Source organism: Arthrobacter sp. Soil_C_49 (assembly GCF_057656635.1).
Genome location: NZ_JBDGJZ010000005.1, coordinates 200,198 through 214,018, shown reverse-complemented (window position 1 = coordinate 214,018; position 13,821 = coordinate 200,198). Strand labels below are relative to the sequence as shown.

The following is a 13,821-nucleotide window of genomic DNA, read 5'->3' as shown; positions in this document are numbered from 1 at the left end:
CGCTGTTTTTACTCGGGGCTTCCCGGTGCTGCCCGGCGGCCGCTGACTTTGGGCACCATACCGGTGGTCCAGTCTCGGAACTCCTCGTCAACGTCGGCGCCTGGGCCGAATTCCGGGCGCTCGTGCAGTTCCCGCAGCAGCGCCTTCTTCTCCCGGCGCCCCTCCACCAGCCGGTAGAGGACCGGAACCAGGACCAGGGTCAGGGCAGTGGACGAGACGAGGCCGCCGATGACCACCACAGCCAGTGGCTGCGAAATGAAGCCGCCGCCGCCGGTAAGCCCGAGCGCCATCGGCGTCAGGGCGAAGACCGTGGCCAGGGCGGTCATCAGGATGGGGCGGAGCCGCTGGCGCGCGCCGTGGATGATGGCATCGGCCACGTTCATTCCCGGCCGCCCGTCGCGCGGCTGCCGGTACTGGTTGATGAGGTCGATCAGCACAATGGCGTTGGTGACCACGATGCCCACCAGCATCAGCATGCCGATCAACGACGGCAGGCCCAGCGGAACGCCGGTCACCAGCAGCAGTGCCACTGCGCCGGTGGCCGCGAACGGCACCGACACCAGCAGGATCAGGGGCTGGATAAGGGATTTGAAGGTGGCCACCATAATCACGTAGACGATGGCGATTGCCGCGAGCAGGGCGAGCCCCAGCTGCTGGAACGACTCCTGCTGCTGGGTGGTGGCACCGCCGATTTCGGCAGTGACCCCGGCCGGCAGCTGGACCCCGGCGAGGCGCTTCTGGACCTCCGTGTTCACGGCGCCGAGGTTGGATCCCGACGGCGTCACCGACACGCGTGCGGTGCGCTGGCCGTTGCTGGCGGTGATGGATACCGGGACGTCCACCTGTTCCACTGCGGCGATGCTGCCGAGCGTGACAGGGCCGCCGGCGGCCGGCAGCGGGATGTTGCGGACGGCGTCGATGCTGGTGAACCGGGTGCCCTTGCCGATCTGGACGGGGAAGTCATTGGTTTCGATCCGCACGGTGCCGGCAGGAACAGGACTGATGGTTGAGGCGAGGACACCCGCCACCTGCTCTTCGTTGAGCCCTGCCGCTACGGCTTTTGCACGGTCCACTTTTACCTGCACCACGGGCTGGCTGGCGGCGAGGTTGGTGGCAACTTCACTGGTGCCCGGCACTCCGGTCATGGCTTCGACCATGGCGTCGCTGGCAGTCTGCAGGTCCGCCGTGGTTGCGGCTTTGATGGTGATGTCCACCGTGGAGGACGTGCCGAAGCCGCCCTGCTGGGTGCCCACGGAAACCTTCCCGGAATCAGGAACCTTTGCCAGTTCGTTGCGCACCGTTTCCTGCAGCTGGTCCTGGTCCGCCTTCTCGTCGGTCACCACCGTGAACGTGGAGTTCGAGGATCCGGTGGAGGTAATGGCGGCAAACCCGGCCTGTGCGTTCCCGGAGGTGACCTGCACGTCCCGGATGCCGTCGATCCCGCGCAGGACCTCCTCGAGGCGGATGGCGGCGGCGCTGGTGTCCGCCAGGCTGGTGCCGGCGGGCAGTACCTGCCGGACGGTCAGGCTGTTCTGGCCGGAATTGCCCAGCAGGTTGGTGGCCAGCAGCGGTGCCATCGCTCCCGTCGCGCCCAGGACAAGGGCGGCGGCCACCAGGGTGATCACGGGATGCTTCTGGGTTTTCGTGAGAATGGGGAGGTAGCCGCGCTGGAGCCTGCTGCGCTGTTCCGCCTCCAGTGCCTTCGCCCTCGCCTCTGACGCATCCCTGCGGGCTGCCTCGCTGCCTGGCGTAAGGCCGGGATTCCGCAGGAACCAGTAGGCAAGCACGGGAACGATGGTCAGCGAGACCAGCAGGGACGCCAGCAGCGCCATGGTGACCGTGAGGGCGAATGGCCGGAACAGTTCACCGGCGAGTTCGCCGACGAAAGCAATGGGCAGGAAGACTGCCACGGTGGTCAGCGTGGAAGCGGTGATGGCGCCGGCTACTTCGCGGATGGCGGTCAGGATGGCGGTGACCTTGTCCTCGCCGTAGCTGAGGTGCCGCTTGATGTTTTCGATGACCACGATCGAGTCGTCCACCACGCGCCCGATGGCGATGGTCAGCGCGCCGAGGGTGAGGATGTTCAGCGAGTAGCCGGTGGCGGACAGGCCGATAAAGGTGATCAGGAGCGAGAGCGGGATGGACACCGCCGTCACCAGCGTGGACCGGGCTGACATCAGGAACACCAGGATGACAGCCACGGCGAAGCCCAGGCCCAGCAGGCCCTCGGTGGTGAGGTCCTTGATGGACTTTTCGATGAAGGGGGCCTGGTCGAAGACCGGCGTGAACTTGGCATTGGAGCCCAGCTCGGCCTCGAGCTCGGCCAAGGTGTCACGCACTGCATGCGAGATGGCCACCGTGTCGCCTTCAGGCTTCTTGGTAACGGACACGGCCAGGGTTTCGGCGCCGTTGGTCCGCGTGATGGAGGTCCGTTCGTCGTCCTTGACGGAGACGTCGGCCACGGTGCCGATCGTGGCGGCGTTCTTTGCCCCGGCGAGCGGCAGTGCCTTGACGGCGTCCAGGGAATCGACGGGGCTGCCGATCTGCAGGGAGAGGGTCTTCCCCTGTTCCTCAAGGGTGCCAGCCGGGACCAGGGCGCCGTTGTTCGCCAACGCGTCACGGATGGAGGTAAGGGTGGCGCCGGCGGCCGCCATGGCATCGGCGCGGGGAAGGATCTCGATGTGCTGGGTGGCGCCGCCGGTCACATCGGCGCCGCGGACGCCGTCGATCTTCTGCAGCCGGGGCACGCTGAGGCGCTGCAGGTCCGAATTGAGCTCGCTGAGGGACTTGTCCGAGGACACGGCCAGGAAAACGATGGGAAAGTCGCTGATGCTGCCGGCAATGGCCTGCGGCTGGACATCCTCGGGGAGGTTCCGTTTGGCGTTGGAGATGGCCCGGTCAATCTGGTTCCGGGCACGGTCAAGGTTGGAACCGTAGGTGAAGACCATGGTGATCTGGGAGACGCCGTTGCGCGACGTGGAGGAGGTGGATTCCAGCCCCTCCACGCCGTTCAACGCAGTCTCCAGCGGCCCGCTCACCTGCTTGTCCACCACCTCCGGGGAGGCCCCGGGCATGGCGGTCAGCACCGTGATCTGGGGAAACTCGATCGACGGGATGAGCTCCTGCTTCAGCGACGACATGGTGATCACGCCGAACACGGAGGCGAAGACGGTGATCAGTGCGATCAGTGCCCGGTTTGCCAGTGAAAGTTGTGCCAACCGGAACATCGCATGAACTCCTGTGGGGTTGTGACTGACTGTTGCGGATCAGGACAGCCGGCCATCGGCCCCCGGCAGGGTCAGTGGCTGGCGGTAACGCTCTCCAGCTGCAGGGACCTTGCCGTGGCCTTCTCCAGCTCCGCGGCAAGCTCCGGATTGTCATCGAGCTTGACGCCGTAGCCGGGCATCATGTCCTTCAGCCTGGACTGCCAGCCCTTGAAGTTCTTCGGGAAGGCCTTCCGGAGCAGCTCGATCATGATGGGCACCGCAGTGGAGGCTCCGGGGGACGCACCCAGGAGCGCGCCGATGGAACCGTCACGGCCGGCAATGACTTCAGTGCCGAACTGAAGTACGCCGCCCTTCTGCGGGTCCTTCTTGATGATCTGTACACGCTGGCCGGCCGTGATCAGTTCCCAGTCGCCTGCCTTGGCTTCCGGGTAGTACTCCCGCAGGGCTTCGACCTTGTCGGCGTGCTTCTTGGCCACTTCCTTGACCAGGTACGCGGTGAGGTCCATGTTGTCCTTGGCTACGGCAAGCATGGGGATGATGTTGCTGGGCCGGATGGACAGCGGCAGGTCCAGGTAGGAGCCGTTCTTCAGGAAGTTGGTGGAGAAACCCGCGTACGGGCCGAACAGCAGCGAACGCTTGCCATCGACGTACCGGGTGTCCAGGTGCGGCACGGACATGGGCGGGGCACCCACCGACGCCTGGCCGTACACTTTGGCGCTGTGTTGCGCCGCCAGGGTCTCGTCAGTGCAGCGGAAGAACTGGCCGGAGACCGGGAAGCCACCGTAGCCCTTGCTTTCCGGAATGCCGGAGGCCTGGAGCAGGTGCAGCGCACCGCCGCCCGCGCCCACAAAAACGAACTTTGCATGGATCTTGCCGTGTTCGCCTGACTTGGGGTACTTCAGCGAAAGGTTCCAGCCGCCGTCGGACGCCCTGGAGATGCCGGTAACGTCGTGGCCGTAATTGATCTCGACGCCGTTGTTCCCCAGGTAGCTGGTCAGCTCACGGGTGAGCGCCCCGAAGTCCACGTCGGTGCCCTCTGCAGCGCGGGTGGCCGCGATCCGCTGCTTCGGATCGCGGCCCTTCACGATCAGGGGCGCCCACTTGCCGATCTGGCCGTGGTCCTCGGAGTACTCCATGCTGCGGAACAGCGGGTGCGGCTTGAGGGCCTCGTAGCGGGTCTTCAGGAAGCGGGTGTTTTCCTCGCCGATCACAAAGCTCATGTGCGGCACGGTGTTGATGAAGCGCTTGGGTGAACCAATCAGGGACTGGTCCACAAGGTGGGACCAGAACTGGCGGGAAAGCTGGAACTGCTCGTTGATGAGCAGTGCCTTGGTGGGGTCCACCGAGCCGTCTTTGGCTGCGGGGGAGTAGTTGAGTTCGCAGAGGGCAGCGTGGCCGGTTCCGGCGTTGTTCCACGGGCCGGAGCTTTCCAGCCCGGGCTCGTCCAGCCGCTCGAACATGGAGATGGTCCAGTCCGGCTCCAACTGCTTGATGAATGCCCCCAGCGTGGCGCTCATGATGCCGCCGCCAATCAGGACGACGTCGGCATGAGGGGTCTTGGAAATGAAGGTCACGATCAGTCTCCGATTGCAGCGGCTCTGGCTGTCACAGAATATCCCCGCGCAGGCCTACTACTGAAATTGGGCTGGCCCGTCAAGGCTTCAATTGCACTTTGGTGAAAACTTCATTTAAGACAGGTGACGCCGGATAGCTCAGCACCCGGTCCGAGAGGGCAAGCGCGGAGATCGGGAAGGCGATGGGGACCGCGGGAACCGTGGCTGCGATCTGGGCATTTATGGTGTGATATTGCTCATCCCGCTCCTGCCCCTCGGGCATCCCGCGGGCCCTGTTGATCTTGGAGAAGACCTGCGGATCCTGGTAGCCGAACTCGCCGTTTTTCTCGCCAAAGAGCGGGCCCACAAAATTGTCGGCGTCAGAGTAGGAGCCGTTCCAGCCCAGCAGGTGGAGAGCGTGGTCCCCGGGGGACTGGACCTTTTGCAGGTACCCCTCGGACCAGTCCACGGGAACAGGCTTGACGTTGAAACCCACGGCGGTGAGCTGGCGGCTGATCTCGGCATAGACCTTCTCCGGAGTGGGGAGGTAGGGCCGGGTGACGTTCAGCGGGTAGTAGAACCTCAGTTCCTCACCGGCGTAGGCGGCGTCCTTGAGGTACTCCCTGGCCTTGGCGGGGTCGTGCCCCAGCGCGGGGGCGTCGTTGTTGAAACCGCTGATCTTCGGCGGCACGAACTGTGTGGCCACGGCGGTGTTGTCGATGAAGAACTTGCGGATCAAGGTCTCTTTGTCGATCGCCAGTTCGATGGCCTGGCGGACTTTCTGGTTCTGCAGGACCGGAATCTCCTGGTTGATGCCCAGATACATCACCGAGAACGGATCCCGTTGCACAATCTGCTTGCCGCGCTTCACCAGCTGGTCAAAGTTGCCCACGGTCACGGCGTCGTAGCCGTCGATTTTTCCATCGAGCAGGGCCTGAAGGCGGGCCTGAGGGTGGTTGTAGGCCACGAAGTTGATGGTGGCGATCTGGCCGCGGTCTCCCCAGTAGGACGCATTGCTGGCCAGGGTCACGCTGCCTTCGTCCCAGGACTTCAGTTTGAACGGGCCGGTGCCCACCGGATTGGTGCCGAAAACGGACATCGCCTGGCCGCCGCGGCTTTGATCCAGGACGTCGGCCTTTCCGGCGGCAAGCGCTGCGGGGGAGGCCATGGCGAAGGCGGGCAGGGTGAGCGCCTGCAGGAATGCGGTAAAGCGCTGGGTAAGGTCGATCCGCACGGAATCGGCGGACAGCGCCGTGCAGCTCTTGAAGATGGACAGCTCCGGCTGGTCCGAGTGCGCCTTGAACACGCCCTTGAAGGAACTGCCGGGCGCCTGCCGGCGCAGGTCCTCGGAGAACGCGAACCACCGGTTGAAGTTGGCGCAGACAGCATCGGCACTAAAGGGGGTGCCATCGTGGAACGCCACGCCGCTGCGCAGCTTAAAGGTGTAGGAGCGGCCCTCGTTGGATTCTTCCCACTCAGTGGCCAGCAGCGGGGTGGGTTTCCCGGTGGTCTGGTCCACCCCCACCAGTCCCTCCAGGATCTGGCGGGTGATCCGCTGGGACTCCACGTCGCTGGACAGTGCCGGGTCCAGGCCCAGCGGCTGCACCGCGGTGCCGAAGTTGAAGGTTGCGGGGGGCTCCGCCGTCGGGCTGGGGGCAGGGGAAGAAGACGACGGCGAGGGGGCCGGAACAGCAGTGCATGAGGTGACGCCCAAGGCCAGGAGGGCGGCGCCGGTCGTCAGGACCGTCCGCCGGGATGGACTGCTGGGCACTCGATGATCACCTCGGGATTTTGCCGGCGCCGCCGCTTGCGGGCCGGGACCCAGTCTAGTTGACCTCCCCGGGTGTTTCCCGGGAGGCCCGCAGGGCGGCCGTTTACCCGCAACCGTCGTTAAAAGCCCCCGGGGGCCCGTCCTTGGCGAACGGGCCCCCGGGGGCTTTTCGATCTGAGTTACCGCCTGCCCGGACTACTTGGGCATGAGGACGGAATCGATGAGGTAGACGGTGGCGTTCTTGGTCTTGACGCCTCCGCAGATCACGCTGGCGTCGTCCACCTTCAGGGCGTCACCGCTGCCCGTGACCGTGACGGAGCCGCCCTGGACCGTGGCGTGAGTGCCCACGATCTTGTCGGGAGTGATCTGGCCGGGAACCACGTGGTAGGTCAGGATCTTGCTCAGCAGGGCATCATCGGTCTTCAGGGTTTCGATGGTGGCCGGGTCGATCTTGGCAAAGGCGTCATCCACCGGCGCGAAGACAGTGAATTCACCGCCGTTGAGGGTGTCCACGAGGTCCACCTTCGGGTTCAGCTTGCCGGAAACCGAAGCCGTGAGGGTGGTCAGAATGGGGTTGTTGGAGGCTGCCACGGCGACGGGGTCCAGGGCCATGCCTTCAACGGAACCGGCGCCGGTGGGGACCTGCTCGGCGTAGGCGGCGCAGCCGGCGCCAACAAGGTTTGCCGCCGGGTCCATGGCGGCAGCTGAGGCGCTGGCCGACGGGGTGGGGGCCATGCTGGAAGCCGAGGGGGCGGCGGCCGGCGCGGAGGAGGTTGAGGTGCCGGCCGAGCCGCCGCAGGCGGTCAGGCTGAGCAGGGCTGCAGCTGCAACGCCTGCGACGCTGAATGTGGTGCGCTTAAGAGTCTGCATTTCGGTTCTCCTTGGTTGAACATTTCGCCTGGCCGTGGACGGGTGTCCGCGGCGCTTAGTGCTTCTGGCTGGTGGGCACCTGCCCTTGGCTGGTGTCTCATGGGGTATTCGGCTGCTGCAGAAACATGGATGGGTCAACGTCAAGGACTTTTTCAAAGCGCTGTTGATTTTGCCGGCGGCAGGGAAGCAAAAAGATCCCCCGGCCGGTGAACTGGTCACTGGCCGGGGGATCTTTTGTTGTTGAGTGCGCAAGGGGGGACTTGAACCCCCACGCCCGAAGGCACAGGAACCTAAATCCTGCGTGTCTGCCAATTTCACCACTCGCGCGTGGCTGCCGTTGCCGGGTGTTCAGCTGCCTGGGTCAGGGCTGGAAACGTACGACGGCGGATGCCAGACTTTATTGTAGCGTCGCGCAGGCGCGGCCTGCGTCAGCCGTGGCAGGGTCAGGCGTCCAGCTTCAGGTCCCGGCGGAGTTTGGCCACATGGCCGGTGGCGCGGACGTTGTATTGGGCCAGCGCCACCTTGCCGTCCGGGTCCACTACGACAGTGGACCGGATCAGGCCCTCATACGTCTTGCCGTAGTTCTTCTTTTCTCCCCATGCCCCGTAGGCCTCTGCCACTGCGTGGTCCTCGTCCGAGAGCAACGGAAAAGTGAGGGTCTCCTGCGCAGCGAACTTGGCGAGCTTTGCCACCGGATCGGGGGAGATGCCCAGCACGTCATAGCCTGCCGACTGCAGGGAGGAAAGGCTGTCCCGGAAGTCGCAGGCTTCCTTGGTGCAGCCGGGGGTCGCAGCCGCGGGGTAGAAGTACACGATGGTGTGCCGGCCCGGGCGCGGTGCCAGGCTGACGTCCTTGCCGGAGGAATCCTTCAAGGTGAAGTGCGGTGCGTCGTCACCTGTTACGAGTCTGTCAGCCATTGTTTTTCTCCTTGTTGCAGGCGGGACACACCAGCCTAGTAAGCGGCCCGGAGCAGTGCCAATCGACACTTGGCTATACTTGCTGCTATGCCTGATATGGATCAATGGCCCACAGGGCGCCTCTTGTCCACTGCTGCGCGCCTGGTTGAACACTCCTGGAATGAAAAACTCGGCGCTATAGGTCTCACCCACGCCGGTGTTATCGCCATAGAAGTTCTCCACGCGCAGGGCCCCATGACTCAGGCGCAGCTTGCCCAGTACGTGCGTGTGCAGGCCCAGACCATGGGTAAAACCCTCAGCCGGCTGGAGGCCCACGGCCACATCGCCCGGGTCCGCAGCACTTCTGACCGCCGCAGCCACGTAGTGTCCCTCACGGAACGGGGCAGGGAAGCTGTCGCCGCCGCCGTCGAGATGGAACGTACGGTCCTGGCAGCGGCCACCATCGATCCCGACGCCCTCCGGCAGGAACTCAAGGCTGTTGTCCGGGAGCTCGCAAGCCAGTTCGGAACCACCACTTCGGCCGTAATGATGGAAAACCCGTCCATGACCCCATAAGGGCCACCAACCGCTTCCACACACGCGTGATCCCAGCTGTAGCCGGCTGTGGTCACGCTTTATTTTTTGCGCGGCACTTCCCCGACACCGAAAAACCCCATCACCTTTCGCAGCAGGAGGTGATGGGGCGTTTTGTCCCTGACGCTATCCGGGCCCACGGGTCGGAGACCGTGGATAACAAAACAGCCCCCGGCTTGTGTTTCCACAAACCGGAGGCTGTTTTCCCAGTGGTGCACCCCCCGGGACTTGAACCCGGAACCCATTGATTAAGAGTCAATTGCTCTGCCAATTGAGCTAGAGGTGCATCTTTTGTTTCGATCGTTTGGGGCTTTTTCTTTCCCCGTTGATCTCCGCAACGACATGAAACTCTACACGAACTTTTGGTGCATGTGAAATCGAGGGACGCACGCGGGCCCCCGTCAGCCGGCAGGGGGCAAAACCAGCACAAAGTCGGGGTTTTCATTGTTTGTCAGCAGCCAAAAACCGCCGTCGGGGGTGTGCACCACGTCCCTGATCCGGCCGTATTCGCCTGTGAAATGGGCCACAGGCGTGCCGGCCTCCTCTCCCGCCAGGGGGACTGTCCACATCCGCTGGCCGCGCAATGCGCCCAAGTAGGCTGTTGAGCCCACGATTTCCAGTCCGCTGGGGGAGGATTCGCTCGTTGCCGGCCAAACGACTTTTGCGTCCCGGAACTCAGCGCGGTGCGGCGCGCCCGTTACTGCAGGCCACCCGTAGTTGCCGCCGGCCACAATCAGGTTCAGTTCATCGTCCACATCGGGCCCGAACTCGCTGGCCCAGAGCCGGCCGTCAGCGTCCCAGGCCAATCCCTGGACGTTCCTGTGACCCAGGCTGTAGACAGCGTTACCGAACGGATTGCCAGGGGCGGGATCGCCGTCGGCTGTCAGGCGAAGGATCTTCCCGCCCAGCGCTTCCGGGTCCTGCGGCTGGTCCCGGCGCTGGGAGTCGCCGGTCCCCACGTACAGGAAGCCGTCCGGTCCGAAGCGGATCCTTCCGCCGTTATGGGTGGAGGCCTTCGGAATCCCGGTGAAGATCACTTCCGGTTCTTCCAGGGAAAGCGTGCCGTCACCGGCTGCCGGCAACCGAAGGCGGGCAATCCTGTTATCCGACCCGGACGTGAAGTAGGCATAGAGGTAGCGGTCGGTTGCGAAGTTGGGGGACAGGGCAAGCCCCAGCAGGCCACCTTCTCCTCCCGGAACCACGCCTGGAACTTCACCCAACTCACGGGCAGCGCCGGAGCGGACTGTTTTGAGGCGGGCAGTGTCGCGCTCGGAAACCACCGCTGTTCCGTCCGGAAGGAACACTGCGGCCCAGGGGATTTCCAGTTGCAGATCCAGGCGCTGTGGTATTCCCGGCGTCGGGTCCGCGGAGGTGCTCAGGGAAGGGATGCTTAGTGAAGGGGTGCTGCCGGTGGGCGTTTCATCGGGAGTGCCTGTGCAGGAAGACACCAGAATGGCCAGGCAGGCGGCAGCTGCAGCCATGGCGGGTGCAGCACGGTGCGCCCGCAGACGGGAAAGGGCGGTCCTAGATGCGCCTGCGGCGCGGTGCCCTGAACCCGGCAGCCTCGGCATGCGCCGGGGAATCGAACCAGACGTCGGCCCTGGTCTGCTCATACTCGGGGTGTCCCTCCTCGTAGTACACCATGGCACCGGCGTCACCCTTGACGGTGTAATCCGCCGGCCCGCTTCCGTCAGCCGCGGCCGACGCCGACCCCGCGCCGTAGGGCTCTTGCGCCGCCAGGTGCCCGGCTGGCTCCGTCCCTGCCGGCGTGGTGGCTGCAGGTGCCGTTACGGCCGAAGGCGTGGCTGCCGGCTGGTCCTGCGTATGATCGGCTCCGCTTTCCACCAGGGCGGACGACTGCGTCCGGTCCAGCGTTTCCGCAGTTGCGGCATCGCTGGGGAGACCCACGCCAGTACCTCTTGGGGAAGGCGTCGTGTTGCCGGTGCCGGCGGCCGAAGGCTGCGGTGCTGCGGCTGCGTTCCGGGTGTCCTCCGGTTCTTCAACTGCCGCCGTCTCAGCTCCGGGAAGGGTAGGGGCCTGCGGCGCAGTGTATTCGGCGTGGTGGACCGGCTGCTGGTTGGCGGTTCCCTTGTCGGTGGTTCCGGCAGGCGCAGTTCCGGACCCGGTCTCCGATGCCGGGACATGCGCCGCTGCCGTTGCGCTTTCCCGGTGACCCGCGCCTTCGTGGGCCGGCGCCGGCCCTGATGCCTCGGACCACTGCGTTTCCCACTCAGCCTCGTCCTTGATCCGGCGTTCTTCCCGGCCTTCCCCGCTGTAGGCACCCGCGGCGGTTCGGGCTTCCCCGCCGGGCACATCTGTGGTGCCTATGGCGGACGATCCGGCACCGCCGTGCTGTACTGTCGCGGTCGGCGAATCATGGGCCGCCGCCGCGGTCTCGGCCGGCTCATCGGCAGTGACGGGCGCTGCGGGTTCTGCCGGGCGGCCGAATCCCGCAGCACTGGGAATACCCGTGGTGCCGGCAGCTTCCGCGGACGCGGCGGCGCTGCCACCCGAGAGTGCACCGTCAGTCCGCAGACCCCCTTCAGCGCGGGGCCTTTCCGGCTGCCCGACGGCCGGGCCGGTAGAGGTCTCCCGGGCGGCAGCCGACTTCTTGGCATTGACCCGCCACCACACAACACCCGCCAGCACAACGAGCAGAATGATCAAGTAGACAGCTTCCATGACAATCCCTTCAGTCGGTTCGGCAAGCTCCTTTGCCCGACGCTACGTCGGGTCCACAGCGCTGTCCAGCACTTTGACCTGCCGGGACACCCTTTTCCTGTGGCCCGGACGGTGCCCGGGGCGGGAGGCGGGTGCACGCCGGGGCGCGATGCCCCGAGCTGCTGTCCGGATGCGTGAGGAAGGCCACAGGCAACCAGCCCTGCCGGCCGTGCATCTCAGCATTCGAGATGGCAGTCCACTATCTGATCCGAAATATTCCGGGTTTTGCAGTTAACCGCGCCCGGTCTGTCGTTGCGCTGTTCCGCGGAGCCATAGACTTTCCCCTATGAGTGAGGACACCCTGACGGGAACCGACAACAAGCCTGACATCAAGCCGCGCAGCCGGGTAGTAACTGACGGCATCCACGCCGCCCCCGCCCGGGGCATGTTCCGCGCCGTCGGCATGGGCGATGACGACTTCGCCAAGCCCCAGGTGGGTGTCGCCAGCTCCTGGAACGAAATCACCCCTTGCAACCTTTCGCTGAACCGGTTGGCCCAGGGCGCCAAGGAAGGCGTTCACGCCGGCGGCGGCTTCCCCATGCAGTTCGGCACCATCTCCGTTTCGGACGGCATCTCCATGGGCCACGAAGGCATGCACTTCTCACTGGTTTCCCGCGAAGTCATCGCCGACTCCGTGGAGACCGTAATGCAGGCCGAGCGGATTGACGGCTCGGTCCTTCTGGCCGGGTGCGACAAGTCCCTCCCGGGCATGCTGATGGCCGCAGCCCGCCTGGACCTGTCCAGCGTCTTCCTCTATGCCGGCTCCATCATGCCCGGCTGGGTCAAGCTCGAAGACGGCTCGGAAAAGGAAGTCACCCTCATTGATGCCTTCGAAGCTGTTGGCGCATGCGCCGCCGGCAAGATGAGCATGGAAGACCTGACCCGCATCGAAAAAGCCATCTGCCCGGGCGAAGGCGCCTGCGGCGGCATGTACACGGCCAACACCATGGCCTGCATCGGCGAGGCCCTCGGCATGTCCCTGCCCGGCTCGGCCGCCCCGCCCTCGGCAGACCGCCGTCGTGATGAATTCGCCCGCAAGTCCGGCGAAGCGGTAGTCAACCTGCTGCGCCAGGGCATCACCGCCCGCGACATCATGACTAAGAAGGCCTTCGAGAACGCCATCGCCGTCACCATGGCCTTCGGCGGTTCCACCAACGCCGTCCTGCACCTGCTGGCCATTGCCCGCGAGGCCGAAGTTGAGCTCACCCTCGACGACTTCAACCGCATCGGCGACAAGATCCCGCACCTGGGTGACCTCAAGCCTTTCGGCCGCTACGTGATGACCGATGTCGACAAAATCGGCGGCGTGCCGGTGATCATGAAGGCACTGCTCGACGCCGGCCTGCTGCACGGCGACTGCCTGACCGTCACGGGCAAGACCGTCGCTGAGAACCTCGCATCCATCAACCCGCCGGACCTTGACGGCAAAATCCTGCGCGCGCTGGACAATCCGATCCACAAGACCGGCGGCATCACCATCCTGCACGGCACCATGGCCCCTGAGGGCGCAGTGGTGAAGAGCGCAGGCTTTGACGCCGACGTCTTCGAAGGCACTGCACGCGTGTTCGAACGTGAACAGGGCGCCCTCGATGCGCTGGACAAAGGCCAGATCCACGCGGGCGACGTCGTCGTCATCCGCTACGAAGGCCCCAAAGGCGGCCCCGGCATGCGCGAAATGCTCGCCATCACCGGCGCCATCAAGGGAGCGGGGCTGGGCAAAGACGTCCTGCTCCTCACCGACGGCCGCTTCTCCGGCGGCACCACGGGCCTGTGCATCGGGCACGTCGCACCGGAAGCCGTCGACGGCGGCCCCATCGCCTTCGTCAGGGACGGCGACCGCATCCGCGTGGACATCGCAGCCCGCAGCTTCGACCTGCTGGTGGACGAGGCAGAGCTCGAAACCCGCAAGGCGGGCTGGGAGCCGCTGCCCGCGAGATACACCAAGGGCGTCCTCGCCAAGTACGCCAAGCTGGTGCACAGCGCCTCAACAGGCGCATACTGCGGGTGATGCCTTCCCCGTACGTGGAGCGCTGAGCGCCCCACGTACGGGGCCCCTCGGCATCACCCTTATTAAGCCCTTCCGGCCTCGGGTGACTCGCTGAAGGTTCGATCCCTTCGCAAGGAGGGATCAGTTCGTGGACAATGATGTCCACATGGTGAGATCGCGTTGTGCGTCGTTGACACGCTTT

The 13,821-nt window shown here is 65.2% G+C and carries 9 protein-coding genes and 2 tRNA genes; 2 read left to right on the top strand and 9 right to left on the bottom strand.

The genetic code is table 11. The features are described 5' to 3' along the window. Window positions 1-8 precede the first annotated feature (8 nt). The 6 genes from AC3A4Z_RS10900 to bcp form a co-directional block, all read right to left on the bottom strand. Window positions 9-3,227, bottom strand: a complete 3,219-nt coding sequence (locus AC3A4Z_RS10900) for an efflux RND transporter permease subunit (protein ID WP_498711563.1) — start codon at window positions 3,225-3,227, stop codon at window positions 9-11. 71 nt (window positions 3,228-3,298) lie between these two features. Next, complete coding sequence (locus AC3A4Z_RS10895) at window positions 3,299-4,801, bottom strand: malate:quinone oxidoreductase (protein WP_498711562.1); 1,503 nt, start codon at window positions 4,799-4,801, stop codon at window positions 3,299-3,301. A gap of 79 nt (window positions 4,802-4,880) precedes the next feature. Further along, window positions 4,881-6,551, bottom strand: a complete 1,671-nt coding sequence (locus AC3A4Z_RS10890) for an ABC transporter substrate-binding protein (protein WP_498711561.1) — start codon at window positions 6,549-6,551, stop codon at window positions 4,881-4,883. Between the two features lie 195 nt (window positions 6,552-6,746). Further along, window positions 6,747-7,421: a fasciclin domain-containing protein gene (locus tag AC3A4Z_RS10885; protein WP_498711560.1), complete on the bottom strand. Its 675-nt coding sequence runs from the start codon at window positions 7,419-7,421 to the stop codon at window positions 6,747-6,749. Window positions 7,422-7,666: 245 nt separating this feature from the next. Next, window positions 7,667-7,748 (bottom strand) — tRNA-Leu (locus AC3A4Z_RS10880). A 116-nt stretch (window positions 7,749-7,864) separates the two neighbouring features. Continuing rightward, window positions 7,865-8,338: a thioredoxin-dependent thiol peroxidase gene (bcp, locus tag AC3A4Z_RS10875; protein WP_493970144.1), complete on the bottom strand. Its 474-nt coding sequence runs from the start codon at window positions 8,336-8,338 to the stop codon at window positions 7,865-7,867. 96 nt (window positions 8,339-8,434) lie between these two features. Here bcp and AC3A4Z_RS10870 point away from each other — a divergent pair, with 96 nt between their 5' ends. Then, window positions 8,435-8,893: a MarR family transcriptional regulator gene (locus tag AC3A4Z_RS10870; protein WP_493970224.1), complete on the top strand. Its 459-nt coding sequence runs from the start codon at window positions 8,435-8,437 to the stop codon at window positions 8,891-8,893. A 228-nt stretch (window positions 8,894-9,121) separates the two neighbouring features. On the opposite strand, the gene AC3A4Z_RS10865 is transcribed toward AC3A4Z_RS10870, so the two are convergent. From AC3A4Z_RS10865 to AC3A4Z_RS10855, 3 genes are all read right to left on the bottom strand, one after another. Then, window positions 9,122-9,197, bottom strand: a tRNA-Lys gene (locus AC3A4Z_RS10865). Between the two features lie 115 nt (window positions 9,198-9,312). Next, the gene (locus tag AC3A4Z_RS10860) at window positions 9,313-10,392 is read right to left on the bottom strand and encodes a PQQ-dependent sugar dehydrogenase (RefSeq protein WP_498711559.1); all 1,080 of its coding nucleotides are present in this window, start codon (window positions 10,390-10,392) and stop codon (window positions 9,313-9,315) included. 43 nt (window positions 10,393-10,435) lie between these two features. Further along, window positions 10,436-11,593, bottom strand: coding sequence for a sunset domain-containing protein (locus AC3A4Z_RS10855; RefSeq protein ID WP_498711558.1), 1,158 nt, complete (start codon window positions 11,591-11,593; stop codon window positions 10,436-10,438). 325 nt (window positions 11,594-11,918) lie between these two features. Between AC3A4Z_RS10855 and ilvD the strand changes: the two genes are divergently transcribed. After that, the gene (gene ilvD / locus AC3A4Z_RS10850; RefSeq protein ID WP_493970147.1) at window positions 11,919-13,640 is read left to right on the top strand and encodes a dihydroxy-acid dehydratase; all 1,722 of its coding nucleotides are present in this window, start codon (window positions 11,919-11,921) and stop codon (window positions 13,638-13,640) included. Window positions 13,641-13,821: the final 181 nt, after the last annotated feature.